The sequence below is a fragment of the Pseudomonas brassicacearum genome (assembly GCF_000585995.1).
Classification (GTDB): domain Bacteria; phylum Pseudomonadota; class Gammaproteobacteria; order Pseudomonadales; family Pseudomonadaceae; genus Aquipseudomonas; species Aquipseudomonas brassicacearum_A.
Genome location: NZ_CP007410.1, coordinates 1785254 through 1811253, shown reverse-complemented (window position 1 = coordinate 1811253; position 26000 = coordinate 1785254). Strand labels below are relative to the sequence as shown.

19 protein-coding genes are annotated in these 26000 nt (G+C 60.0%); 1 reads left to right on the top strand and 18 read right to left on the bottom strand.

Annotated elements, in window-relative coordinates:
• Nucleotides 1–15 precede the first annotated feature (15 nt).
• The 18 genes from pseC to CD58_RS07755 form a co-directional block, all read right to left on the bottom strand.
• The gene (gene pseC / locus CD58_RS07840) at nt 16–1185 is read right to left on the bottom strand and encodes a UDP-4-amino-4,6-dideoxy-N-acetyl-beta-L-altrosamine transaminase (RefSeq protein WP_038436520.1); all 1170 of its coding nucleotides are present in this window, start codon (nt 1183–1185) and stop codon (nt 16–18) included.
• A 102-nt stretch (nt 1186–1287) separates the two neighbouring features.
• Nucleotides 1288–4221 carry a TIGR00180 family glycosyltransferase gene (locus tag CD58_RS07835; protein ID WP_025212482.1) on the bottom strand — a complete coding sequence of 978 codons (2934 nt, stop codon included), beginning with the start codon at nt 4219–4221 and terminating at the stop codon, nt 1288–1290.
• A 51-nt stretch (nt 4222–4272) separates the two neighbouring features.
• A complete protein-coding gene (locus tag CD58_RS07830) occupies nt 4273–5010 on the bottom strand; it encodes a cephalosporin hydroxylase family protein (protein ID WP_025212481.1) in 738 nt (245 codons plus the stop codon).
• Nucleotides 5011–5025: 15 nt separating this feature from the next.
• Nucleotides 5026–6096, bottom strand: coding sequence for a class I SAM-dependent methyltransferase (locus CD58_RS07825; protein WP_025212480.1), 1071 nt, complete (start codon nt 6094–6096; stop codon nt 5026–5028).
• The gene (locus CD58_RS07820; protein WP_025212479.1) at nt 6086–6943 is read right to left on the bottom strand and encodes an NAD-dependent epimerase/dehydratase family protein; all 858 of its coding nucleotides are present in this window, start codon (nt 6941–6943) and stop codon (nt 6086–6088) included. The genes CD58_RS07825 and CD58_RS07820 overlap by 11 nt, the downstream gene beginning before the upstream one ends.
• On the bottom strand, nt 6940–8166 hold the full coding sequence (locus CD58_RS07815; protein WP_025212478.1) for a class I SAM-dependent methyltransferase: 1227 nt from the start codon (nt 8164–8166) through the stop codon (nt 6940–6942). The genes CD58_RS07820 and CD58_RS07815 overlap by 4 nt, the downstream gene beginning before the upstream one ends.
• Entirely contained in the window at nt 8163–8723 is a 561-nt protein-coding gene (gene rfbC / locus CD58_RS07810) for a dTDP-4-dehydrorhamnose 3,5-epimerase (protein WP_025212477.1), read from the bottom strand. Before rfbC ends, CD58_RS07815 begins: the two co-directional genes overlap by 4 nt.
• Nucleotides 8720–9802, bottom strand: a complete 1083-nt coding sequence (rfbG, locus tag CD58_RS07805) for a CDP-glucose 4,6-dehydratase (RefSeq protein ID WP_025212476.1) — start codon at nt 9800–9802, stop codon at nt 8720–8722. The genes rfbC and rfbG overlap by 4 nt, the downstream gene beginning before the upstream one ends.
• Nucleotides 9784–10557 (bottom strand): glucose-1-phosphate cytidylyltransferase, encoded by a 774-nt coding sequence (rfbF, locus tag CD58_RS07800; protein ID WP_025212475.1) that lies wholly within the window; start codon nt 10555–10557, stop codon nt 9784–9786. The genes rfbG and rfbF overlap by 19 nt, the downstream gene beginning before the upstream one ends.
• 242 nt (nt 10558–10799) lie before the next feature.
• Nucleotides 10800–14372, bottom strand: a complete 3573-nt coding sequence (locus tag CD58_RS07795) for a glycosyltransferase (RefSeq protein WP_025212474.1) — start codon at nt 14370–14372, stop codon at nt 10800–10802.
• Between the two features lie 93 nt (nt 14373–14465).
• Nucleotides 14466–16031, bottom strand: coding sequence for a flagellar hook-associated protein 3 (locus CD58_RS07790; RefSeq protein ID WP_025212473.1), 1566 nt, complete (start codon nt 16029–16031; stop codon nt 14466–14468).
• 13 nt (nt 16032–16044) lie between these two features.
• Nucleotides 16045–18111, bottom strand: a complete 2067-nt coding sequence (gene flgK / locus CD58_RS07785; RefSeq protein ID WP_025212472.1) for a flagellar hook-associated protein FlgK — start codon at nt 18109–18111, stop codon at nt 16045–16047.
• A 10-nt stretch (nt 18112–18121) separates the two neighbouring features.
• A complete protein-coding gene (flgJ, locus tag CD58_RS07780) occupies nt 18122–19426 on the bottom strand; it encodes a flagellar assembly peptidoglycan hydrolase FlgJ (RefSeq protein WP_025212471.1) in 1305 nt (434 codons plus the stop codon).
• Between the two features lie 10 nt (nt 19427–19436).
• Entirely contained in the window at nt 19437–20522 is a 1086-nt protein-coding gene (locus CD58_RS07775; protein WP_162178161.1) for a flagellar basal body P-ring protein FlgI, read from the bottom strand.
• A gap of 30 nt (nt 20523–20552) precedes the next feature.
• Nucleotides 20553–21248: a flagellar basal body L-ring protein FlgH gene (gene flgH, locus CD58_RS07770; protein WP_025212469.1), complete on the bottom strand. Its 696-nt coding sequence runs from the start codon at nt 21246–21248 to the stop codon at nt 20553–20555.
• A 52-nt stretch (nt 21249–21300) separates the two neighbouring features.
• On the bottom strand, nt 21301–22086 hold the full coding sequence (gene flgG / locus CD58_RS07765; protein WP_003199045.1) for a flagellar basal-body rod protein FlgG: 786 nt from the start codon (nt 22084–22086) through the stop codon (nt 21301–21303).
• Nucleotides 22087–22135: 49 nt separating this feature from the next.
• Nucleotides 22136–22873 carry a flagellar basal body rod protein FlgF gene (locus tag CD58_RS07760; RefSeq protein ID WP_025212468.1) on the bottom strand — a complete coding sequence of 246 codons (738 nt, stop codon included), beginning with the start codon at nt 22871–22873 and terminating at the stop codon, nt 22136–22138.
• Between the two features lie 333 nt (nt 22874–23206).
• Nucleotides 23207–24766, bottom strand: coding sequence for a sigma-54-dependent phenylalanine hydroxylase transcriptional regulator PhhR (locus tag CD58_RS07755; RefSeq protein ID WP_025212467.1), 1560 nt, complete (start codon nt 24764–24766; stop codon nt 23207–23209).
• Between the two features lie 414 nt (nt 24767–25180).
• Here CD58_RS07755 and phhA point away from each other — a divergent pair, with 414 nt between their 5' ends.
• Nucleotides 25181–25966, top strand: coding sequence for a phenylalanine 4-monooxygenase (phhA, locus tag CD58_RS07750; RefSeq protein WP_025212466.1), 786 nt, complete (start codon nt 25181–25183; stop codon nt 25964–25966).
• Nucleotides 25967–26000: the final 34 nt, after the last annotated feature.

Genomic DNA, 26000 nt, shown 5'->3' with positions numbered 1-26000 from the left:
GCTCAGGTCCTATATTCATTTCAATGTCTGTCGCAAGATCTCTACCACTTCAACCTGCTGTTCATCCGTCAGATCGGGATAAAGCGGCAGACTGATCGCTTCACCGAAATAACGCTCGGCTTCAGGAAAATCGCCACCCTTGAAGCCTAAGGCTTGGTAGTAAGGCTGCAGGTGCACAGGAATGTAGTGCAGGTTCACGCCCAACCCCGCGGCTCTCAAGGCTTCAAAGACTTGTGTTTGGCTCAATTTGATATGAGCCAGCTTCAATCGCACAACATAAAGGTGCCACGCAGATTCCGCCCCAGGCTGAGCGACAGGCAAAGTGACTGCCAGATCCGCCAACAAGGCATCATAACGTGCAGCCAACTGACGACGTCTGGCTACGAAAGCATCCAGGCGCGCCAATTGAGACAAACCTAATGCGGCATGAAGGTCAGTCATGCGGTAATTGAAGCCCAGCTCCAACTGCTGGTAATACCAAAGACCTGTGTCGGGTACGCTCATCTGCCGAGGATCACCTGTAATCCCGTGGCTTCGCAATCGCCGAAGACGCTCGGCAAACTCCGCATGGTTGGTCAGCACCATGCCGCCCTCGGCACTGGTGATAATTTTGACAGGATGGAAACTGAAAATAGTCATTGCCGCGTATTGCCCACAGCCTACCGGGCGCCCTAGATAGGACGCACCCACTCCGTGAGCAGCATCTTCTATCAATGTAAAGCCATAACGCGCGGACAGTTGCGAAATGGCCTGCATGTCGCAACTCTGCCCTGCAAAAGCGACCGCCACGACAATCTTGGGCAGCTTTCCAGCTAGCTCGGCGGTTGCAAGCTTGTCCGCCAGTAACTTCGCATCAAGATTCAGCGTGCCCGGATCAATATCAACAAAATCGACTTCAGCCCCGCAGTAGCGCCCGCAGTTTGCCGATGCTACAAAAGTGTTCGGGCTCGTCCAAAGGCGATCTCCCGGCCCCAGCCCTGCGGCGAGACAGGCGATATGTAAAGCTGCCGTGGCGTTGCAAACGGCGATTGCATGGTTCGCCTGACAATGCTCAGCCAGAGCCTTCTCAAAACGTTCAATAGTAGGGCCTTGGGTCAGCCAGGGCGACGTAAGCACCTCCATGACAGCGTCGATATCCGCCTGATTGATGCTTTGCCTGCCATAAGGAATTCGATACGGCGTCATAATTGAGACTCAACGTATGAGGTAGGCAACCCGTGCATGCACGATTTTTTGAAATTCCGTTTGTCATTGACCATACATTGAATCCTTTTTGAACAGCCAAACCTATGCAAGCAACCGCGACCAATCCACCGCAGTGGCAGTGCCCAGCGCGAAGCCAGTGTCGGTCAGGGCCAGGTTGGGATTGCGAACGGTGTCGTGCTCGAAGCGCGCTTGCCACTTGTCGTGCAGGGCGCCGGTCGCCTGAGGCGCCTCGGCAAATGAACCTGGATGCAGCATCTGGGCCTGGGGCGTCCAGACGGTGAGGTAGCCCGCGTCAGCCGCTTTCAGGCACAGGTCGATGTCGGCTAGGGCTTCGGCGAAATGTTCTTCGTCCAGGCCGCCCACGGCTTCGAACAGGTCCTTGCGAATCATCAGGCAAGCACCAGACACCGCCGAGTGGTTCTGCTCCGCCTGATGGCCGTTGAGATAGCCCTTGGCGTCCTTGCGTTCGCCAACGAACACCGAGGCCACCCTGCCATCGGGCTTCAGCACCAGCCCAGCCTGCGTGGTGATACCACGGTTATCCATTTGCTTACTGCCGACAATCCCCACCTCGGGCCGTTGGGCCTGATTGAGCAGGCTGTCGAGCCAGTTGGCATTGATCACTTGCACTTCGGCCGACAATAGCACCAGGTACTCGCCCTTGGCCTGCGCGCTCGCCCAGTTGTACAGGGCCGACGCACTGAGGCGCCGGTCGCTGCGCAGAATACGGATCCGCTCGCCCTTGCCTTCCAGGCTATCGAGCCACTGAGCCAGTTCCTCGGATTGGCTGTGGTTATCGGCGACCAATATTTCATGCCGATGGTAGCGGGTGCGTTGCAGCACGCTGACCAGCGCACGCTGCACCTGCTCAAAATTGTCTCGACTCTCGAGAATGATCGACGCCAGTGGCCGCTCGGCATGCTGGTAATCGATCTGGTATGTCAGCGGTAGCGCCGAGGTGACCTGGGCGCGATAGCCGCGGGCGGCCAGGTGGCGCGTCAGTACCTGACGCTCCTGGGGCTTTTCCTCTTCCGCCGGAGCATTGCAGATCAGCAACGGCTCGGCCAGGTGTGCCAGGCCGGCCAATCCTGCGTCTTCAATCAGGCGCAACAGCAGATCCAGTTCCAGGGCCTGGGTGTATTCAGCGGTAAAGCCGCGAGCCTGGACCAGCACATCACGACGAATCAGCCAGTGACGAGCCATCAACGAGGGCACCGATTGCAGCAGATCGAGGTTGACGCCCGGGCGGAACACGTCGGTGAGGCTGCCGTCAGCCTTGCGCTGGATTTCATCCATGGCCACCGCGCGCACGCCGTCGGCACCGATCAGCTCGAGGCTGGCGCGCAACAGGCCGCTCGGGGTGAACTGGTCACCGGCCTCGGCCAGCACCATCCAGTCAGCAGTCGACTGCCCGATGATCTGATTGATGCGCTCGACATAATTGGTGGTGCTGACTTTGACGAAGTGCACCGTATCACGCACGGTAGTGGTCGCCGGCAGGTCGCCGGTGGTGAACACCACTACGTTGAAAGCTTTGCCATGGCCGCTGACCAAGCTGTCGAAAGTAGCCTGCAGCTTGAACATGTCAGCATCCAGGTCCAACAGCAGAATGCCAAAGCGCGGTCCGCCCTGATGCTCGGACAGATGAGCAGCGATGGAAGCGAGCTGTTGTGCGTCCGGGTTGCGCGCTTCAAGCCAGCTCAATAGACGACCAGAGTGCATGTTTTCCAGCAACCGGCGATCCTGCTGCCCCGGCACCGAGTCCAGCCGCTCCGCCCAGGCCTGCAACTTCATCGCCTCATCAGGTTCTTCACTGGTTTTCAACGATTCGGCCAAGCGTTTGACCACGGTACGGTTGAACGCATAGAGACCTTGGGCTTCCCACAAACGGCTGCGCAAGGTGCGCTCGTTATCGTTGGGCTGCACGCGCATCAGTTCATGTTGGCGCAGCAGAATGCCTTCCAACTGCTGAAGCTGCAGACGACCGGCTGGCATGGCATGCAACAGGAATTCAAACTCGGTCAAGAGATCGAATACCCGCTTGTTGTAAAAAGGCATCTCGACAAATTGCTGCGGGCCAAACGAACGGACAGGCTCGCCACCGGCCTCCAACCATGCGGAACGAATGATCTGTGTGCCTTTGAGTGAGCGTCCCTGCAGCAGGCAGTCAGCCATGGCCGCGAAGCTGTCCAGAGCAATCTGCTTGATCCGCCCCGGAGCCTGCTCGCGCAGCGGTGTCGGAAGGGACGCCAGGAACTCGGCGAATTGCTCTCGCTCGGCGACACTTTTTGCATCTTTGTAGCTGAGCACGGTCAACACGTTGGTGTTGTGCTCTGAACCGCCGTAGTTGAGTTCGCGGACGGCGAACGGAATTGGCAGGATCCGCGCCTTGGCGCAGGCCAACAGGTAAAAAGTATGGCCGATTTCCTGCCACTCGAAACTGGTCCCTGGCGGCAGCATGCCGTACCACTGTTGCAGCAGGTCAGTGCGGGTCACGGCATAGAACGGCGGCAGGAATTGATCCATGAAACGGATCACACGGTCCTCGGCCAGTTCGCTGTCGTAATCCTCATGCACCTTGCGATCGCGACGGAAGTAATTCACCTCGGTCGCGCAGGACAGATACATGATCCCGTAGCCATGGCACAGGCCGTAGTCGGGGTTGGCCTCGAGAAACTCTACCGATTCGGTCAGTGCATCGTGCAGTAGAAAATCATCATCGGCGGCGAACACCATGTAAGGCGTCCTGACCTCGTTGACACCATAGGTGAGTTTTTCCTGAAGCCCTTTATAAGTGAACTGAGGCAGATGGCGATAATCGACCGACGGAAAATCCCGGGGGATTTGCTCATCGCGCTCAACCGACGAATCAAGCACCAGCACCGAGCACGGATAGCTGCTGTAGTAATGCAATGTACGGCGCAGGAATGCGCTGCGGTTGTGGGAGATGACCACCACGGTGAACCGCTCGCTCAGCGGTGCCTCGTTGCTTTGAAGCATATTTCGAACCTGCATATTTCCTAGTCCCCACAACCTGCCAGACGCCAATGACTTGAAACGGATGGATTAACGAACCCGACGCAGATAGCCATCCGGTGCGACGGTGATCAGCAGCTTGTTCTGCAACTGCCGGTCGATTTCGAAGTCACCATTTTCTTCAAGGTATTTCCATACTGCGGTTTTCGGGTTGTCGCCCGGGCCCCATGGACGGTCCGGGAAAAAGTCCGCCGGCATGTCTTCCACTACCGTGTCCATCACTACGCAATAGCTGCCCACCGAAACCAGCGGCGCGTATAGGCGCAGCTCTTCGAGCACATGGTCATGGGTGTGGTTGGAATCGAGCACCAGGATGACTTTCTTGCCCTTGGCCGCTGCATGGACCTGCTCGGCGATGGCCGGATCGATGCTCGAACCTTCGATCATCGAGATGCGCTTGCTCATCGGGTGGCTCTCGATGGCTTCACGGTTATGGGGACGGATATCCAGGTCAATGCCCAGCACTTCGCCATGGCCCTGCAGCTCCAGCAACGAGGCGTAATAAATGATCGAACCGCCGTGGGCGATGCCGCATTCGATGATCAGGTCAGGCTTGATCTGCCAGATCAATTCCTGCATCGCCATCATGTCCTGGGGCAACTGGATGATCGGCCGGCCCATCCAGGAAAAATGGTAGCTGTACTTGTGGCGCGCCGATTCGTTGAAAAACTCCTTGGCCAAGCCAACGAGTTTCTGGTCTTGGCCTTGACCGGCGATTTCGGTCTGGCATTGGGCTTCGAAAGCTTTATGGATAGTGTTGTCTGTCATTTTCGAATCTCGCGGTTATTGGAACGAAGCGCTGTCAACGGCGTGGTAGACGTAGCGCCCACCGGTCATCCGCTTGATCTCTTCGAGGTAATTGGAATTCATTACAAAAACATGCGCCCCTTCAGGCAGAGCACCCATCGCCTCCTCGGGCGAGGAAACCCGCACACCACTCAACGGCAGATACCGTCCCTGCTTGGCAGGATTGATATCCACCACGCAGTCCACTGCGACACCGGCTCGTTGCAGGAACAGCGAATAGATCACACCCTTGGAGGATGCCCCCCAGATCGCCGAACCCTGCCGCGGCGAAGCTTGGATGATCTGCACCGCCCGCCCGAGACTGGCGGTGAATTCGTCGGGCAATTGCAAGGCTGGAACGGGCTGTTCCGGCTTCAGGCGCAACGTGGCCAGGTCAGCGACGATGTACAGGTACTGACCGCCGAACAGGTGCCCGGCCTCATGTACCGTACCGAACATCCGGCGTAGGTCATCGAGGCGGAAATAATTGACGTGCTCGTAGAACAGGTCGAACCAGGCACGATGCTCCAGGATCCAGTCCAGGCACGGCACTTCGATGTAAATCTGGCCGCCTCGATTGGCCGCTGCAATTTCAGCAAGAAACGCCACCGGGTCCTGGATATGCTCCAGCACGTGACGCAGCACCACCGCGTCAGCCGACAGGCCTAGATCGCGGGTGAACGGAGCCTTGATCACGTCAGCATTGTCGCCTTCATAAGCCGGGTCGATGCCGGTGATGGCATAGCCGCGCTCTTTGAGCAGCTCCAGGAAATAGCCTTTGCCACAACCGACTTCGATCAGTTCCTGGCCGCTGAAATGCCGGGCGATGACGCCTTCCACGTCAGCGAGATGCTGCTGGAACTGACCGGAATGAGCCTGTTCATTCTGGTAATCGCTGTCATAGCTGAGTTTGTCCGCATCGAATGCCCGATTGAAAACCAACCCACTCACTTCGTCCTGGACCAGGACCATATCGGCACTCGCCGAGGCTCTGGCCGACTGCTCATCGGCGAAGGTACGGTTCTGCAGAACCGGAAGGCCGGTGGCCCGGTACAGCTCACGCATCATGTTCGGCTCCCAACAAGGTGTGCAAACGTTCGGCCACGCCCCAGAACGCCATGGGTTCGTGAGTCGGATAGGGATAATGGCCCAGGTTCAGGCGAATGGCCGCGCCACGCTCACGCAGCCGCGCTTCTACAAGCGCGCGAACCGACACCGGTTCGCCACTTGAGCAATTGACGACACCATTGAATTCGCGCCGCGACAGCAGACTCGCCAGATAAGCAGTGGCTGTTTCGATTGCCAGATAATCGCGCAGTTGCTCGCCCCCGGACATATCGAATACCGAGGCTTGGGCATCGATGGCCCGGTCCAGCGCCGCGAGCAGGCTGCTGGGGTTCTGGCCGGCACCATGCAGGTAGAACAAACGTGCCCATTGCAGGGTAAACGGGTGCTCGCGTTGCAGGTGTTCAAGAAACAGGCGCAAGGTATTTTTTGCCAACCCGTAAGGGTTGGCCGGTTGCGGCGCAGTCTGTTCGTCGAGTGGCCCGCTTTGCAGGCCGTATTCGAAACAGGTGCCAGTCACCAGCACCTGCCCGACCCCCGCCAGGACGGCCTGTTTGATGAACTGATAGTCGGCCATCAAGTTGTGTTCGAAATGAAACAGTGCCTGGTAATTTGGCAGTCCCGGCCACGCCAGATGCGCCAAGGCATCGACCCCCTCGGTCAACGCAACGACGTCCAGTTCTTCCGCGTGGACATCGGTCGCGACGAATTCAACTTGGTCGAACCAGGGCAATGCTCTGGCCGGCTCCACCCGGCGCGCGACGGCTCGAACCTGGCAACCGCGAGCGAGCAAGGCCGCAACCAGATGACGGCCGACAAATCCGGTGGCACCGGTCACTAAAACCTTCATAGCACCGTCAACTCAGGCACCGCGATGACGAATTGCCCGCCCCATTGGCGAACCTCAGCCAACTGTTGGCTGACTTCGCTCAGCAAGTTCCAGGGAAGGACGAGAACGTAATCGGGTTTCTCTGCCGCGATACGCTCGGGCGACACGATGGGAATCCGGCTGCCCGGCAAATACTTGCCCTGTTTGTGCGGGTTGGCGTCCGCCACCCAGGCCAGCAGGTCAGGCTTGACCCCAGCGTAGTTGAGCAACGTGTTGCCCTTGGCCGCCGCGCCATAACCGACCACACGCTTGCCATCGGCCTTGGCCTGCAACAGAAAGCGCAGCAAGCCATGCTTGATGGCCTCGGCAGCCGGCGCCAGGGTGGCGTAGTACGCGGCGGTTTTCACGCCCGCATCCAGCTCAGCCTGCAATTGCCGTTGTACCGTGACCTGTACCGGACGACGAATACCATCGGCACGCTGCACAAACACCCGCAACGAACCGCCGTGGGTCGACAGTTGGCTGACGTCGAACACCTCCAGGCCATTGCGCTCACACAGGGTCTGCACCGCCGTGAGCGACAGGTAGGAAAAGTGTTCATGATAGAGCGTATCGAACTGCTGCCCGGCCATCAGCGTCAGTAGCTGTGGAAACTCGAACGTGGCCACCCCCGTTGGTTTCAGCAGCGTGGCGAAACCGGCGAGGAAATCATTGATGTCCGGCACATGGGCCAGCACATTATTGGCCGCCATCAGATCGGCAGCCCAGCCTTCGCTCTTCAATTGCAAAGCCGTTTCGCGGCCAAAGAACAGTTCGCGAATCTCCAGGCCTTTGGCGCGAGCCGCCTCGGCGGTGCTACTGGTCGGCTCGACCCCCAGGCACGGGATGCCGCGCCTGGCTACGAACTGCAACAGGTAACCGTCGTTGGCGGCGATTTCCACCACACGGCTGTCGGCGTTCAGATCGAAGCGCTCGACCATTTCGGCCACGTAGCGCTCGGCATGGGTCAACCAGGTGCTGGAGAACGAACTGAAATAGGCATATTCGGCGTCGAACAGGCTGTCGGCGCGAGTGTAGTCTTCGGTCTGCACCAACCAGCATTCCTGGCACACGGCGACCTTGAGCGGTACCCATTGCTCAGCCTGCTCCAACTGATCGGCCTTCACATAGGCGTTGGAAGGTGGCGATGTACCAAGGTCAATCAGTGGCAACGCCAGGGCAGTCCCGCAACCTCGGCAATTCATAAAGACACTCCAACGAAACGCTCGTCGAGCAGGGGATGGCTGCTGTCCCGGGCCGACAGATTATTGACAGGCAGCGGCCAGGCAATCGCCAGCCGCGGATCATTCACCGACAGGCCGCCCTCATGCTCCGGGGCGTAGTCGGCGCTATGCAAGTAAAGCAGCTCGGCATCGTCGGTCAGGGTCTGAAACCCATGGGCAAACCCGGCCGGGATCAACAGGCTGCGGCCATCACCCGCCTTCAACTGCTCGGCATGCCAATGCAGGAATGTTTCGGAATCGGGTCGTAGATCCACGGCCACGTCCCAGACTTCACCGCGCAGGCAGGTGATCAGCTTGGCTTCCGGTTGTGCTGCGTTCTGATAATGGAGGCCACGCACGCTGCCCCGCTCACGGGTGCAGGAATGGTTGATCTGGCGGATATGAAACGGCTGGCCGAACGCGCTCAGGCTGCCTTCGCAGAACAACCGGGCGAAATGTCCGCGCTGGTCTTCGAAGCGCTTGTGCTGGACGCTGAACAAGCCGGCCAGCGGCAATGCCTTCAATGCGAACTCGCTCACAACGTGCCTCGGTACAGATTCAATTGACCCAGCGTGACCTGGCGCATGTCGTCGCCGTTCTGCCACGCCAAATGCCAATCAAGGGTTTGGGCAAGACACTGCTGCAACGACCAGCGCGGCTGCCAACCCAGCAATTGCCGGGCGCGGCTGCTGTCCAGGCGCAGCAAGCCGGCCTCATGTAAGTCGCTCGGTTCGATGCGCAGGCCGGGCGCTTGCGGCCAGCGCTCGGCCAATAGCTGGACGACTTCGCCAACGCTGCACATGTCGGCTTCGCCAGGGCCGAAGTTCCAGGCACCGGCAAATTCCGGCCCCTGCTCATAGAGGCCAGCGGCCAACTGTAGATAACCGGCCAACGGCTCCAAGGCGTGTTGCCACGGGCGCACGGCTTGTGGATAACGCAGCGTCACCGGCTCGTCCGCCGACCAGGCCTTGAGCACGTCCGGAATCAGGCGCTCAGGGGCGAAATCACCGCCGCCCAGCACGTTTCCGGCTCGGGCCGTGGCCAGGGCCAGGCCGTGTTCGGCGTAACGATCGGCGGAGAAAAACGAAGCGGCATAAGACTGCGCCAGCAATTCGCAGCAGGCCTTGCTGCTGCTGTAGGGATCGTGACCGCCCAAGGGCTCATTTTCGCGATAGGGCCACAACCATTCCTGGTTGGCGTAGACCTTGTCGGTGGTCACCAATACACAGGCGCGCACGCCACCGATCTGACGGATCGCTTCGAGCAGGTTAAGGGTGCCCATGACATTGCTGGAATAGGTACCCAACGGATCGCGATACCCCTCACGCACCAGCGGTTGGGCCGCCAGGTGCAGGACAATCTGCGGTTGCACGTCTGCGAGCACTTCGAGCAAGGCGCCTAGGTCGCGCAAGTCAGCGCGCCTATCATCGATGCCCTCGCTCACCTGGGCCAACTCGAACAGGCTCGGTTTGGTGGCCGGGTCCAGGGAAAAGCCGCTGACCTGGGCACCCAGGCTTTGCAGCCACAACGTCAGCCAACTGCCCTTGAAGCCGGTATGGCCGGTGACCAGCACCCGCTTACCGCGCCAGAACTCTGGGTTCAGTCCCATTGCTTCCATGGGGCCTCCCCGCTTTGCCACAGGGCTTCGAGGTGGTTTTTATCCCGCAGGGTGTCCATTGGATGCCAGAAACCGTCGTGCTGAAACGCCTGGAGCTGCTGCTCGGTCGCCAGTGCCGCCAGCGGCTCGGCTTCCCAGGAAGTCTGATCGTCGTTGATATAAGGCAGGACCTTGGGCGAGAGCACGAAGAAACCGCCGTTAATCCAGCCACCATCTCCCCGTGGTTTCTCGGTGAAACCCAGGACGCTATCGCCATCGCGTTCAAGCGCGCCGTAGCGTCCGGGAGGCTGGACTGCAGTGACCGTGGCCAGCTTGCCGTGTGACAGATGAAAATCCACCAGCGCGCCGATATTGAGGTCCGAAACACCGTCACCATAGGTGAAGCAGAACGCTTCTTCATTTTCCAGGTAACGGGCCGCACGACGCAGCCGTCCGCCGGTCATGGTGTCTTCACCGGTGTCGATGAGCGTCACGCGCCACGGTTCGCTGTAGTTCTGGTGAACGTCCATGCGGTTGTTGCACATGTCGAAGGTGACATCGGAGGTGTGCAGGAAGTAGTTGGCGAAGAAATCCTTGATGGCATAGCCCTTGTAGCCCAGGCAAATAACGAAGTCATGAATTCCATGAGCGGAATACTGCTTCATGATGTGCCAAAGAATTGGCTTACCACCGATTTCGATCATCGGCTTGGGCTTGAGGTGCGACTCCTCGCTGATCCGCGTACCGAGACCACCCGCCAAGATAACTGCCTTCATCGTCTCCCCTCTTGTTCATCACCGAGCTCGGCCAAGCGTTGTTTCGCTTTGCGGGCACGGGAATTACATCTTCAATGCCGACCCGGGCGCTCCGATTCGCCGGAAGCGCTCGTTTTATGGCGATATGAGGGGGTCTTGCAGGAAACGCGCCAGCTCGGAAGGCGGGTTTTTCGGGGGGAGTAAGGGTTAGAAAGGGAACTGAGCGCTGTTTGTGCGGGAGGGCACCGCCCCCCTCTCTCACATCAATCCGGCAACCATCCCCACAGCCAATGTTGCAGGTTATCGCCACTGAGCATGAAGTCACGAAGCACTGCTTCGCGCAGCTCATCGCCCATCCGATAACTGGCGTCAGGATCGGCCAGGTGCATGCGGATCGCCGCGATCCATTCCTCGGTGCTGTTGCTGCGTACTTTGGTACACGGCAGGAAACCGTCGTAGGCCTTGGTGTCGGTGCAGATCACCGGGTAGCCGCAGGCACCGTATTCCAGCAGGCGCAGGTTGCTCTTGCAGTCGTTGAAGATGTGGAACTCCAGGGGCGCCAGCGCCAGGTCGAGGTTCAGGCTGGCCAGTTTGAACGGATAATGGGTCAAAGCGACTGAGCCATGGAACTCATGGATATAGGGCCGCAATACTTCCGGGCACATGCCGAAGAACACCCACTCCACCTCGTTTGCCAGCTCCCGAACCACATCCGCAATGATCTCCAGATCACCACTGTGACTGGTCCCTCCCCCCCAACCCACCCGAGGCTTGGAGGACGTACTGCGCCGGCTGGTCAGCTTCGCCCACGGCTCGGGCGGCAACATGTTGGGCACGATACGGATTTCCTTGTGCATACTGGACAAGGCATCAGCGAGCGAAGGTGTCGTCACCACCACGCGATCACACAACCCGATTCCTTCGCGCAGCATCTGCTCGATATTGGCCGGCTTGTTGCGTGCATGAGTGTTTTTCTTGGGTGCCTTAACGACATAATCGTCGAGCTCGAAGATCCGCAGGGCACCAGAGTATTTCTTCATTCTGAGAATATCGCCGGCGGCCCCTTCGCTGTAGCGCCCCTGCAATACGATCGTATCCGGCGACAGACGCTCGATCTCAACGGTAGGAGGCGATTCGTAGGCGACCCGGGCGATTACCCGTCCGGCGGCCTCCAATTCGGCCAACGGGGCCGTGACACGATAATGACCGACCGCGGTGGCATTGACCGGCAAGCCAAGTATCAATGGCAGGGCGCGGGTGCAGAACGGGTTCCAGTTGTTACGCAGCGACGGTTCCAGGCTGAAGCTGGACGCCCCCAGGCTCAGCGCAGGATTGTAGGCCGGATCCCGGGCGATCTGCGGCAGCCATTTGCGATAAAAGACCTCGTGCTCGCGCTCCACCGACGTGGCTTCTTCAGACTGGGTAGCGGTCGAATGGGGGTCGACTTTCATGACCGTGGCGTAAGGCGTCCAGACTACCAGATAGCCGCTTTTGCCTGCGCGCAGGCACAGATCGACATCGCTGAGACCAAAGGTAAAGGACGTATCGTCCAGGCAGCCGAGCTCATCGAAAACCTGCTTGCGCACCATCAGGCAGTCGCTGCTGACCGAACTCCAGTTCTGGACCGTATGCAAACGTTGCATATAGCCACGCGAAGCCGCGGACTCACCGTAGAACGGCGTGCCCACCGGCCCAGCCAACCCGAGAATCTGCCCGCCGCCAAGAATCGTGCCTTGAGGACTGAGTATTCTCGCGCCGACCACCGCAACCTCAGGACGCAGAGCATGATTGATCATCTCGTCCAGCCAGTCATTTTCGCAAGCAATCAGGTGCGGACTAAGCAATAGCAGGTACTCGCCCCGGGCCTGAGCAGCGGCGAAATTACGCACCGCTGCATCATTGTCCTGGCCGACATGACGCAGCACCCGCAACATGCTCGCGCCCAACTGCGACATGTTCTCCAGCCAGTCGAGCATGGCCGGATCCCGGACGCCGCTGTCCACGATAAGGATTTCATAGTGAGCGTAGGCCGTGCGCTCGATCAGGCTCTCGGCGCAACGCTGCAAGGCTGCAAGCGAATCACCGGTCCGCATGATAATCGATACCAGTGGGCGGTCGCCGTGTCGGTAGTTGATGCGGTTGATCAACGGCAAGGTGTCCGGGGAAACCTCATGATTGATGCCGATACGGTCCAGGTGCGCGCCAACCAAGCGGGCATTGCCATCGATGACCTCGGGCAGCGACAACCATTGGGCGAAGCTCAGGACCGACTCGACCTGGATCTCTGCGATATGCTCGACGGTCTGAGGGCCGGCCTCTTCCACCAGCCGCCAGAGCAGATCGTGGGGCGCCAGTTCACCGTGATCCGACTCGAAGCCGCCGAGAGCCATGAATCGTTCACGCTCGAAAGCCAGGGTCCGGCCGACATAAGGGTAGGTGCGCATCAGGTCCAGGTTGAAATCCGGCTTGAACACCGGTTCGAAGGACTGGCCGTCCACAAACGCCCCTTCATCACTGTAGACACAAAGGATGCCCTGCCTCCCGGCAACGCGCTCGGCCAGGATCAGCAATGCCGAATCGCGCAAGACGTCGCCCGCTCGCAGCAGGTAGAACCAGTGCGCGCCTTCCAGCTGGGGAACGATGGCATTGAACTGACTCGGCCAATCGGCCTGATAAGGCAGTTGCAGCACTCGCTCGTCCACTTCGCAATGAGCATCGGAAAGCACCACCACGGCCTGGGCTGGATACAACTGGTCCTTGATGCTACGTAACGTCGCAGCAAGCGACGTCGCATCGCCGAGAGCGTCGATGATCAAAGGCACGATGTTCGGCCGAAACGGCCAACTATCCACGCGCGCGGGCATGACGCGTCGCTCCACCTCACTGAACCGGCGGACCGCCAGCCATTCGCGATAGAAGTCCGCATAGCTCTCACTTTGCGCCCCCACTCGACCATTCACGACGGTATTGCGGTTGCCCAATACGCGGGTTACACAGAGCTCCTGCCAGGCATGAGACTCATCGGTGATTTTGTCCAGATCAATGCAGCGCACCCAGCCCGAGGCCGGAGCCGCTTCACCGCTGCGCGCAACAAGCATCTGTGCCAGCCACTCCCACTCTATCTTGGCAGCCTTGAGTATTTCCGGGGTCTTGCTCAAACGCTCCGGGTAGAGGCGCTCGATACTTAACACGGTATTCAAGGCAATCAGATTACCGCGTCGCATCAAGCAGACAAACAAAGCAAAATCGAGCACGGCCACAAAACCGGCACCGTCCTGTATCAAGGCAGGCAGCAACTCCAGCACATCGGCGCGGCGCATCAGCGTTGAACTGAAATTGCCAACAAAGTTGGTCAGTGTGCTCTCGAAAATCGCCAGCATGTCATCGCCTTTGAGCAAAGCGTCATTTGGCGAAAAGCGGCAGTTGTCCACGCGGGGTGGCAAGATGAAGTTGCCTGCGTCGCACAACAGCCGAAGCGCGAACACCACGCTCACGTCTGCATGATCCATCAACGCCTGGGCCTGCATCGCAATGCTCGGTGCGAATAGACGGTCGTCATCGCACAACACCTTGATGAACTCGCCCTGCGCCTCTTCGACACACCGCAACAGATTGCCCTGAAGCCCCAGTCGCTGTGGATTTCGCAGATAGCGGATCGGATGAGACGGTTCTGCAAAGGACTCGACGATATGGCGAATTTCATCGCCAGGCGAATCGTCGCAGACAATGATTTCGATGTGCTCGTAAGTCTGGGCCAAGGCACTGAGCAATGCCTGGTCGAAGAACCGAGGGTTGTAGGCGGGGATAACAATACTGACGAGGGGAAGTGGCTTCACGGCAAAAACTCTCGAGCGGCGGGCACCGTTCCTTTCGGATCGGCGCCCCGGAACCGCTTAAAAAAGACGGTTGGCGGCTCGGTGAATACCGGCTCAGATCTTGTTGAACAGGCCCAATTGGGCAATTTTGCTGAAGGCCAGTTGTGAGGCCTGCAACATGGTCTGCTGCAAGGTCAGTCGGGTCATCACTTCGGCCGCGTCGGAATCACGGATCGACGATTGAGTCTGGGTGTTGGCCTGGATCAGGCTCTGGTTGGTGTCGCTCTGATTTTCCAAGGCCTGTCCGCGCCCACCCACCGAACTCAAGGCGCTGGACAATTGATCGGTGCCGCTCGCCAGGTTAGCGATACCGGAGGCCAGCGACGCCTGCAACTTCTGCACAGCAATCGGATCATTGTTGGTCGGCGTGCTCAGCGCGGTTTTCAGCTGGTTCACGGTATCCAGGATGTTCTGGGTCTCATGGGTGTTGACCGCGATACTGAACTGATCGTCGGCAGCCGGCGTACCGTCCAGGGTGAAGCTCACCCCCGAAGCGGTGGCCACGTTGCCGGCCAGGGTGCCGCTGGACACCGGCTGGCTGTCAGCGGTCAACGGCGCAGCGTACAGGTCGAAATCAGTGGCGCTGGTGAACTTCAACACAGCCGAACCGGTAGGGAAGCTGGCGTGATACGCCACCGGGTCAGTGATCGTGCTGTCGGTAATCTGGACCGTGGTCGGGTTGCCCGGGCTGCGAGTCGGGACAAAAGTGTCCGGCTTGGCGGCCAGGGTGAAAGTATGGCCGGGCAATACGGTGCCGGCGTTATCACCGGTCTGCAGATTGATGTTCAGGGTCAATTCCAGTCCCCGGAACTGCACCGCCTGGCCGCTTTTGCTGTTGGGGTCGAAAGCCCCCCCCTGGCTGGCTTCTGCGGTGACATCATTGCCGCCGGAATCGGTGATTTTCAGTTGCGTGCCGCTGGTGAACTCGACAGTGTACGGCTCCCCACTGCGGAACTTGCTGTTATAGCTGACGCTGGACGATACCTGACCATTGGACAAGACCACCCGGCCGTCATTCACTGCCGGGGCGGTCATGGTGACCTGGCTGCGGCTGGTATTGACGGCCTGCTGGAAGACTTCCCATCCCGTGCTGTTGGTGGCCATCGACATGGTGTCGCCAACCGGCAGGTCGAGGGTCACCTGATCACCGTTGTAGCTGTAGCTGCCATCATTGTTGCGGGTGAACGGCATGGTATCGCCCTTGGAGCCTGCGAAAATGTACTTGCCGTTTTCGTCCTTGCTGTTCATCAGGCTCAGCAATTGCTCTTCGATCTGTGCCAGCTCCGAGGCGTTGGCCTGGCGGTCGGCGTCGGTGTAGCCGGCGTTGCCGGCACCGACGGCCAGTTCCTGGGCGCGCTGCAGCACGTTGCCGATGCTGTTCATCACCGCTTCGGTCGTGCCCAGGGTCGCCTTGATGGTGCTGGCGTTGGTTTCGTACTGGGCGAGCATCGACGCCTGGGTGCCCAACTGCAGCAGACGTGAAGCCCCCACCGGATCATCGGCGGCAGTGTTCACACGCACCAGGCTGCTGGCTTCTTCGCTGGTCTTGACCACCTTGGCGAAGTTTTTCTGGTAGTTCGCAGCCGTGCTCTCGTAGAACTGGGAGGTGGAAATGCGCATGGGCTACGGCTCCTTAAAGACTGTTGATCAATGTGCTGAAGATTTCCTGCGCAGCCTTGATGATCTGCGAAGACGCGGTGTAGTACTGCTGATACTTGACCAGGTTGCCGGTTTCTTCATCCAGGTCCACGCCCGACAACGAGTCGCGGGCGGTCTTGGCGTTGTCCAGGATTGCACCGGTGGCGGCACTGTCAAGCTTGCCCTGGGCGGCCTTGGAGCCGACACCTTCCACCAGCTTACCGTAGGCGTCGTTCAGGGAAATCCCTTTGCTGGCGGAACCGGTGTCCACGGTCTTGGCAGTCTGCAAGCCGGCCAGAACCGTACCGTTACGGTTGTCCAGGCTGCCGGGCTGACTGAGGCTGACATCAATGCCGGCACCGTCGGATGGCGAACCGGCGATCGACATGTCGAAGGTGACGGTACGCTGCACCGGCGGTATGGATGAATCCATGATCGGGGCGCCGCTGGCGTCCTTGAGCGGAACGCTCAGGCTCAGGGTGTTGCTCTGGCCTGGCTTGATCGTGCCGCTGCTGATCAGGCCGCCTTTGGCATCCAGCAATCGGTAAGCCTGGCTGGTGCCGTCGGTGGACGTTGCGCCAAATACCACTTTGACCGGCATGGAGCTCTTGATGCCGTTCTGGATGATGGTGGTGGTGGCTTCGTCGTAGATGTCCAGCTTGGTGGTCATCGTCGGCTGGCCGCTGGCCGGAATGGTCAGCGTGCCACTGCCGCCCGGCGTGATGGCTGCGCCCAATGGCGCGGCGATCGCCAGCCGCTTGGAATCGGTCATCTCAGTCTTGATGCTGGTCGCCGCGTTACGGGTCGGGGTGATCTTGAACGAATCACCGGCCACCGCCGTGCCGCTGCCGAAGGTCAGCGAGAAGCCATCGACCACCGGAGGCGGCGTGGTCGCGGTGTTAAACGCGCCCATCGACGTGCCATCAGGCAGGCGCTGGACAGTATAGTCGGTGCCCGTGGTGAAGGTAATTTTGTAGTCGTTGATGGTCAGCTTGCCAGTATCTTCGATGGCCACATTGAAGTTGCCGGAACCGGCGCTGTTGGTCAGCGCGGCGACGCTGCGCTGGCTCATCTGAGCGGCGCTGTTGATGCTGCTGAACAGGTTGGAACCGAAGGCGCCGTTCTTGTCGATACCCGAGGCCTGGATGCTGTTCATCTGGTCGGCGACCACCAGGGCCACGCGACCTAGCTCGTTCATGGCCGGGTCAAGCACGGTGCTGCGGTAGCGCATCAGGCCGCCGATCTCGCCACCGGTGAGCACCGAGGTCAGGTCCATCGAACTGGAGCCGCTGTTGAGCTGGATGCCCACGCGCCCCGGATCGTTCTTGTCCGGCACGGCTTGCAGGGTATTGACGGTGTTGCCCATCACCAGCGGCTGGCCGGAACCCAGGTAGATATCCAGGCTGCTGCCGTTTTCCACAACCTGAGTACCCGTGAAGGTCGACAGTTGGAGAATGGTCTCGTTGCGGGCATCGAGCAGGTCGTTAGGAGCACCACCAGAGTTGGAGACCTCGGCGATTTTCTTGTTCAACTGCGCAACGGTGGCAGCCAGGTTGTTGACCTGCTCGACCATGTTCGACAAGTTGCCATTGATGTTGGCGCTCTGCTCCGTCAACTGACTGGAGATCGAGTTGAAACGGTTGCTCAGGGCCTGAGCATCGCTGAGCAGCAACTGACGGGAAGCATCGTCACCTGGCTTGGCATTGACGTTTTGCACCGAAGCAAAAAACTTGGTCAGCGCGCCGTTCATGCCGGTGCCGCTGTCCGACAGCAGGGAATCGAGCGGCGTGATTTGTCCCTGATAGGCCGCCGCGTCACTGTTGAGCGAGGTGGTGGTTTTCAGTTGAGCTTCAAGGTAGGAGTTGTACACCCGGCGCACGTCAGCCAGGGTTGTGCCGGAGCCGATGAACACGTTGCCGTATTGATTGGAGGCCTTGGTAGTCTGCACGGTCTGCTGACGCGAATACCCGGCGGTATCAACGTTGGAAATGTTGTTACCCGTGGTCACCAACGCGGTCTGGCTTGCTGACAGACCCGACATCCCTATATTGAGCAAACTCATGGTTCAGACCTTATAAAGTCGTGGTGGCGCCTGCCGAAGCGTAGTTTTGGTAACTCGTCATCTGCCGGGCTATGTTCGAAATCTTGCTGGCGTAGTGCGGGTCGGTGGCGTAACCGGCCTTTTGCAACTCGCGTACAAACTGTTCGGGGTTATCGGCCGACTTCAGCACATCTTGATAGCGGCTGTTGCTTTGCAACAGATTGACCAAGTCATGGAAACTGTCGCGATACGAGGCGTAGGAGCGGAACTCGGCCGTCTCCTTGACCATCTCGCCGTTGCGGAACTCGCTGGTGATGGCCCGCGCCGAATCGCCTTTCCAGCTCTGGCTGGCCTTGATACCAAACAGGTTGTGACTGCTGGTGCCATCGGGCTGGCGCATGACCGATTTGCCCCAACCGGTTTCCAGGGCGGCCTGGGCCACCAGGTAACGTGGGTCGACACCGATGCGGTCCGCAGCTTCCTTGGCCATCGGCAACATGGCGTTGACGAATTCGTCGGCATCGCGGAAGGCCTTGCGGGCCGGTGCCAGTGGTGGCTGTGCCACCGAGCGACCGTAAACCTGCATCCCCCCGCTCGGCTCGGAAGCCTTGAGCGCCGCCAGCCAGTCGCCGTTGGCCAGTTCGCCAGTGGCCGGTTTGGCAGCGGCGATGGCGCGATCCGTCAAGACGTTCTGCGCGGGCGCCTCGGCATTGACCGACGCCGAAGGCACCAGCCCGGCGAGCAGACGGTCCGCCAGTTTCGGCGGCAAGGCCAAGCGGCGTTGGTTGATCAGTTCCATGTCGTTGCGGTGAGTGCCCTCGCCCGCCCCTTGCGGAGCATTCACGGCCCGGGACGCCCACAATGGGCGCTGGCCGTTGGAGCGCGAAAGAGGCCCGTCGGGCAGCGTTCCGGCAGCCACTGGCGTGGGCACCGCAACCTTGGCGACCTTATCCAGCGCCTCTTGCTGCTTGGCAGCCGACAGGCTTGCGGCCTCGCCTGGCGCGAGCGGTTTGTTCTTGGACATCTGGCGCAGCAGCACATCGGCCAGGCCGATACCGCCGCCTTCGCGAGACATCGAAACGGCCAACTGCTGGTCGTACATTTCCTGGTACTGCTTGGCTTCAGGCGTATTGAGCGGATTGTCCTTGCCCAGCGCATCGGTGGCCGAACGCATGGACTTGAGCATTTCGCCGAGGAACAGCGACTCGAATTCCTGCGCCACTTTGCGCAGGTTGCCGTCGCTGTTCTTGTCGCCAACCTTGAGCTGGTTCAGGCGGTTCAAGTCCGAGTAGGACCCCGAATCCCCGCTGATCAAAGTGCCTTTGCGCATGTCCATGGATCGGTCCTCAAATCACGATCAGGTCGGCTTGCAACGCGCCGGCCTGCTTCAAGGCTTCGAGAATCGCCATCAAGTCGCCCGGCGCCGCGCCGACCTGGTTCACTGCCCGGACGATTTCATCCAGGGTAGTGCCCGGGCCGAACTTGAACATCGGCTTGGCTTCTTGCTCGGCATTGACCCGCGAACGGGGTACCACGGCGGTCTGGCCGTTGGACAACGGTCCTGGCTGGCTGACGATCGGGTCTTCGGTGATGGTCACGGTCAGGCTGCCGTGGGTCACGGCGGCTGGAGAAACCTTGACGTTCTGGCCGATCACGATGGTGCCGGTACGCGAGTTGATGATGACTTTCGCCACCGCCTGGCCCGGATCGACTTCTAGGTTTTCCAGGATCGACAGATAGTCGACCCGCTGGCTTGGATCAAGGGGCGCGGTGACGCGAATCGAGCCACCATCGAGCGCTTGGGCCACGCCTGGGCCAAGCAGGTCGTTGATCTTGTCGACGATGCGCTTGGCGGTGGTGAAGTCGGAACGGTTAAGGTTCAGGGTCAGGCTGTTGCCCTGGTTGAAACCACTCGGCACAGCACGCTCCACCGACGCACCGCCAGGGATGCGACCGGCCGACGGAACGTTGACGGTGATCTTGGAACCATCGCGCCCTTCGGCATCGAAACCGCCCACCACCAGGTTGCCCTGGGCAATGGCGTAGACGTTGCCATCGATACCCTTGAGCGGCGTCAGCAGCAAGGTGCCGCCGCGCAGGCTCTTGGAGTTACCGATGGAAGAAACGGTGATATCCACCTGCTGGCCGGGCTTGGCGAACGCCGGCAGATCGGCACTGATCGACACCGCCGCGACGTTTTTCAACTGCACGTTGCCGGAACCTGCCGGCACCTTGATGCCGAACTGCGACAGCATGTTGTTGAAGGTCTGCAGGGTGAACGGGGTCTGGGTGGTCTGGTCACCGGTGCCGTTCAGGCCCACGACCAGGCCGTAGCCGATCAACTGGTTGGAACGCACGCCGGAAATGCTGGCAATGTCCTTCAGACGCTCGGCTTGAGCGGTAAAGGCTGCCGACATCACCAACGCACCCATCAACAGCTGCTTAAGATTCAACTGGGCCACCTAGAAAGGGAATTTCGGGCTGAGGAAGAAACGGTCGAACCAACCCGGCTGACTCGCATCGGCAAAGGCACCGGTACCCGAGTAGGTGATACGAGCATCGGCCACCCGGGTCGACGAAACAGTGTTATCGGTGGCGATGTCATCGGCGCGAACCATGCCAGCGATGCGCACCAGTTCGTCACCGGTGTTGAGGGTCAGCCACTTCTCGCCCCGCACAACGATGATGCCGTTGGGCAACACGTCGGCAACGGTCACGGTGATGGAACCGGTCAGGCTGTTGCTCTGGCCAGATTTGCTGTCGCCCTTGGTGGCCCGGTCAGAACCGTAACCGGCGTTGAGGCTCAGGTCACCGCTGCCGATCGGGTTGTTGGTGGTGAGGCTGGAGCCGAACAACGACGTCAGGCCGACGCTGGTATTACTGGTCTTGTCCATTTGCGAGTTGGCGTTCTTGCTGGCCTGGGTCCGCTCGTTCAGGGTGATGGTGATGATGTCACCGACCCGGAAGGCCTTGCGATCGCTGTATAGATTCTGCTCAAAACCGGCCTGGTAGATCGAGCCATTGTTGGCGGCGGCCGGCAACGGTGTGCGCGGCAACACCGGGGCGTAGTACGGGTCATTGGGCTTGGGCGTTGGCCCGACACAGCCCGCGAGTGCGGTGATGCCACTCAGTGCCAGAACAGATACGAAGCGATTCATGACCCTACCTCTCGGTGTTGCAGGCGACCTCAGGCCGCCTCTATAGACGTGATTACAGATTCTGCGTAACGAACGAAAGCATCTGGTCGGCGGTGGAGATCACCTTGGAGTTCATCTCGTAGGCGCGCTGGGTGGTGATCATGTTGACCATCTCCTCCACGGTGCTCACGTTGGACGTTTCCAGGGTGTTCTGCAGCGTGGTGCCAAAACCGTTGAGGCCCGGTGTGCCGACTTGCGGCGCACCACTGGCGGCGGTTTCCAGGAACAGGTTGTTGCCCACCGCTTGCAGGCCAGCCGGGTTGATGAAGTCGGCGGTCTGCAGGTTGCCGATCACTTGGGAGGCCGGGTTGCCCGCCACCGTGATGGACACGGTGCCATCACGGCCAACGGTGAAGGTTTGGGCGTCGTTCGGGATGATGATGGCCGGTTCCAGGGCGAAACCGCTGGCGTTGACGATCTGGCCGTTGGAATCGAGGTGGAATGTACCGTCACGGGTGTAGGACGTGGTGCCGTCCGGCTGCAGGATCTGGAAGAAACCGCGACCATCGATGGCCATGTCCAGCGGTTGCTCGGTGGTTTGCAGGCTGCCGGCCGTGAAGTTTTTCTGGGTGCCGACAATGCGCACACCGGTACCCACTTGCAGGCCCGACGGCAGTTCGCTGTCCTGGGTCGACTGGGCGCCTGGCTGGCGTTTGACCTGGTACAGCAGGTCTTGGAACTCAGCGCGATCACGTTTGAAACCCGTGGTCGAGACGTTCGCCAGGTTGTTGGAAATGGTCGTCAGGTTAGTGTCCTGGGCGGACAGACCTGTTTTGGCAACCCATAGAGCCGGAAGCATTCGATTCTCCTCGTACGCCTGTTTTTCGGCGCAGCGCTGTAATTAATGATTAGATCTGCAAGACCCGGGCCATGGCCTCGTCGCCTTCTTTGGCGGTGTTCATCATCTTGACGTGAAGCTCGAATTGCTTGGCCAGGGCCAGCACCGAAGTCATCTCATCCACGGCATTGACGTTGCTCGCTTCCTGGAACCCGGACACCAGCTGCACGTTGCCATCGATGGGCGCCGGCTGGCCGTCCTTGGTCCGGATCGAACCGTCCAGGCCCTTGGTCATAGTCTTGAGGTCCGGGTTGACCAGCTTGATGCGGTCGACTTCAGCCATCACACGCGGACCTTCGCCCATGGCGCGGATGCTGATGGTGCCGTCCTGGCCGATTTCGATTTTCTGCTCCGGCGGCACGGCGATCGGCCCACCATTGCCCATCACCGGCATGCCGTTGCCGGCCCGCAGCACGCCCAGGGCATCGACATTGAGGCTGCCGGTGCGCACGTAGCTTTCACCGCCATCGGGATTCTGCACGGCCATCCAGCCCGGCCCGCTGACCGCGACATCGAGGTCACGACCGGTTTCCACCAGCGCACCCGGCGTGAAGTCAGTGGCAGGCCGCTCGGACATGGCAAATGCCCGCGCCGGAAAGCTGTCGCCGAATACCGGCATCGAGCGGGCCTGCTCCAGGTCTTTCTGAAAACCGTTGGTGGAGATGTTCGCCAGGTTGTTGGCATGGGCTCGTTGCGCCAGCGCGTTCTGGCTGGCGCCGGTCATTGCCACATAAAGGTACTTGTCCACTGTCGTTCCTCTGCATGCCGGACGTTTGCCGTCCACTGCTGTGTTGCACAGCCTTAAGCAATTTGCAGACCAACTTTTTTCTGGCGCTGATGGGCCCGGTAAACAAAGGGTTGGGGGGACTGGAAGAGATCAGGGAAATCTATCGAAGACGAAAAACCGGCGGTATCGTGCCGGTGGGTGGCAATGCTTGTCCTTGAGTAACGGCCACTGCCGCCATCGCGAGCAAGCTCCCACAGGGTTATCTGGATGCCGACAAGTCCAGTGAACACTGAAGATTCATGTGGGAGCGAGCTTGCTCGCGATGAGGCCCGTAAAAACGCAACAGATAAATAGCTATGACTCGGTTTTACCCACCTCATACTCCCGCAACTTATTGGCAATGGTGGTATGGGAAACCCCCAACCGCTTGCCCAATTGCCGGCTGCTAGGGTGTTCGGAGTACAGCCGCTCCAGCACGGCTTTCTCGAAACGCCCGACAATGTCGTCCAACCCGCCTTCGAGGGAGAAATCGCCAAGGGGCTGACGCACGCCATAGTCCGGCAGGCGGATATGCTCGGCCTTCACCGTGCCGCCATCACACAGGGAAACAGCCTGGAACAGCACGTTTTCCAGCTGCCGGACGTTGCCCGGCCAGTGGTAGTGACTGAGACGGTCCATCGCCGCCGGGGCCAGCTTGGGCAGCGGACAACCGATCTGGCGACTGGCCTGGTCGAGAAAATGCTCCACCAGCGGTGCCAGGCCATCGAGGCATTCGCGCAGTGGCGGGATGTGTAGCGAAAGGACGTTCAAGCGGTGGTACAAATCTTGACGGAATTCTCCCCGGGCGCAGAGTTCGGACAAATCCACCTGGGTGGCGCAGATCACCCTGACGTCCAGGTACACCTCTTCATCGCTGCCGACACGCCGGAAGCACCCATCCTGCAGAAAGCGCAGCAGTTTCACTTGCAGGCGCGGGCTCATTTCCCCGACGCCGTCGAGAAACAGCGTACCGCCGGCGGTCAGTTCCAACAGGCCGAGCTTGCCTTCCGCCCGGGCACCCTCGAAGGCGCCAGGACCGTAGCCGAACAGCTCGGTCTCGGCCATGGACTCCGGCAGCCCGGCACAATTGAGCGCCATCAAGGGCGATTGCCCGCGCGGGCTTGCCAGGTGACAGGCCCGGGCCAGCAATTCCTTGCCGGTGCCGGTCTCGCCCTCTATCAGGAGCGGCGCGTCCAACGGCGCCATGCGCCGGGCCTCACGGACCACCGCCGCCATCACTTTCGAACTCTGGAAAATACTGTCGAAGCCGCGCAGCTCCTGCTTGCGCACGTTGTAGATGCGCTCGCCCACCCGGTCGGCCCGGTGCAACGTCAACACTGCACCGGCCATGGCCTCGCTGTCGTCGTGCTCCGATTGCAGCGGCGCGATGTCGGCCAGGAACACATCGCCCTTGACCTTGACCCGCAGCCCGTTGATCCGCGACTGGTTGGCGCGCACCAACTCCGGCAAATCGAAATCCTCGGCATACCGGGACAGCGGAATCCCCGGCACTTCGTCCACCCGCACCCCGAGTAACTGCGCCGCTGCCCGGTTGGCGGCGACGATGGAGCCGCCCATGTCGATGGACAGCACCGGAAACTCCAAGGCACCGAGCAACGCGTTGAGCTCCATGTGCCGCCGCTCGCTGGGCATCAGCCCCACGCGCTTGACGCCGAATACACCGGCGATGCCCTCGAATTTCGGCCGTAGCGCCTGGAACTGGATGTTGATCAGGTTCGGACAGTGCAGATAAATCGCATTGCCATGCTCGCCACCCACCTCCCCTCGGGCGACGTTGATCCCGTACTCCACCAACAGATTGAGAATGTCCCGCAGGATGCCGATGCGATTCTGGCAATGGACTTTGATCCGCATAAAAAGGCCCGGATGTGGATGAGAGAGTGGTGCCCCATTCAAGTCCAACACACGTCCTGTGGCGAGGGAGCTTGCTCCCGCTGGGTTGCGAAGCGTCCCTGTTTTTGGGACTGCTGCGCAGTCCAGCGGGAGCAAGCTCCCTCGCCACGGGTTTTGTGTTGGTTTTTTTGTCTAGGCACACAAATAGTTGTCAAGATTATGTGACAGCTGTAGGCCATTTCCCAGCCAAAATTCTCGGCATGGCCGCAGCCGGACCCTATACGTAACGAAAACTTTACAAAATGACACGTACTCGTCCCTATCCACCTGCGCTCTCCTGCTGCACGCGCCCCTGCTTCGAGTTATCTCTAATGCATCGCTGGACATAAAAACAAACAGCCTTTCCCTCCGAGGGAAAATCAGCAGGAGAGCAGCATGAAGCAGACGCAGTACGTGGCCCGCGAGCCCGATGCGCAAGGTTTTATCCACTACCCCGCCGAAGAACACGCGGTGTGGAATACGCTGATCACCCGCCAGCTGAAAGTCATCGAAGGTCGTGCGTGCCAGGAATACCTGGACGGCATCGACAAGCTTGGCCTGCCCCACGATCGCATTCCGCAACTGGGCGAAATCAACCAGGTGCTGGGCGCGACCACGGGCTGGCAAGTCGCCCGGGTGCCGGCGCTGATCCCTTTCCAGACGTTCTTTGAATTACTCGCCAGCAAGCAGTTTCCGGTCGCGACCTTTATTCGTACCCGTGAAGAACTGGATTACCTGCAAGAGCCGGACATATTCCACGAGATCTTCGGCCACTGTCCGCTGCTGACCAACCCCTGGTTTGCCGAATTCACCCACACCTACGGCAAACTTGGCCTACAGGCCTCCAAGGAAGAACGCGTCTACCTGGCACGCCTGTACTGGATGACCATCGAGTTCGGCCTGGTGCAAACCCCGCAAGGCCGACGCATCTACGGCGGTGGCATTCTGTCTTCGCCGAAGGAAACCGTTTACTGCCTCTCGGACGAGCCGGAACACCAAGCCTTCGATCCCCTGGAAGCCATGCGCACGCCTTACCGCATCGACATCCTGCAGCCCGTGTACTTCGTGCTGCCTGAACTCAAGCGCCTGTTCGACCTGGCTCATGAAGACATCATGGGCATGGTCAAGCGCGGTCGGGAATTGGGCTTGCATACACCGAAATTTCCACCAAAAGCCGCGTGAACCGCAGCTTTTGATCTCAATTGAGTCTGTTGCA

Coding starts and splice junctions, on each gene's coding strand:
- CD58_RS07830 (WP_025212481.1), bottom strand. CDS start 5,010: ATGACAGACAACACTATCCATAAAGCTTTCGAAGCCCAATGCCAGACC.
- flgK (WP_025212472.1), bottom strand. CDS start 18,111: ATGAGTTTGCTCAATATAGGGATGTCGGGTCTGTCAGCAAGCCAGACC.
- CD58_RS07835 (WP_025212482.1), bottom strand. CDS start 4,221: ATGCAGGTTCGAAATATGCTTCAAAGCAACGAGGCACCGCTGAGCGAG.
- flgH (WP_025212469.1), bottom strand. CDS start 21,248: ATGAATCGCTTCGTATCTGTTCTGGCACTGAGTGGCATCACCGCACTC.
- CD58_RS07755 (WP_025212467.1), bottom strand. CDS start 24,766: ATGCGGATCAAAGTCCATTGCCAGAATCGCATCGGCATCCTGCGGGAC.
- CD58_RS07790 (WP_025212473.1), bottom strand. CDS start 16,031: ATGCGCATTTCCACCTCCCAGTTCTACGAGAGCACGGCTGCGAACTAC.
- rfbG (WP_025212476.1), bottom strand. CDS start 9,802: ATGGAAGCAATGGGACTGAACCCAGAGTTCTGGCGCGGTAAGCGGGTG.
- phhA (WP_025212466.1), top strand. CDS start 25,181: ATGAAGCAGACGCAGTACGTGGCCCGCGAGCCCGATGCGCAAGGTTTT.
- flgJ (WP_025212471.1), bottom strand. CDS start 19,426: ATGGACATGCGCAAAGGCACTTTGATCAGCGGGGATTCGGGGTCCTAC.
- CD58_RS07825 (WP_025212480.1), bottom strand. CDS start 6,096: ATGATGCGTGAGCTGTACCGGGCCACCGGCCTTCCGGTTCTGCAGAAC.
- CD58_RS07820 (WP_025212479.1), bottom strand. CDS start 6,943: ATGAAGGTTTTAGTGACCGGTGCCACCGGATTTGTCGGCCGTCATCTG.
- pseC (WP_038436520.1), bottom strand. CDS start 1,185: ATGACGCCGTATCGAATTCCTTATGGCAGGCAAAGCATCAATCAGGCG.
- rfbF (WP_025212475.1), bottom strand. CDS start 10,557: ATGAAGGCAGTTATCTTGGCGGGTGGTCTCGGTACGCGGATCAGCGAG.
- CD58_RS07815 (WP_025212478.1), bottom strand. CDS start 8,166: ATGAATTGCCGAGGTTGCGGGACTGCCCTGGCGTTGCCACTGATTGAC.
- flgG (WP_003199045.1), bottom strand. CDS start 22,086: ATGCTTCCGGCTCTATGGGTTGCCAAAACAGGTCTGTCCGCCCAGGAC.
- CD58_RS07775 (WP_162178161.1), bottom strand. CDS start 20,522: ATGGGTGCGTTGGTGATGTCGGCAGCCTTTACCGCTCAAGCCGAGCGT.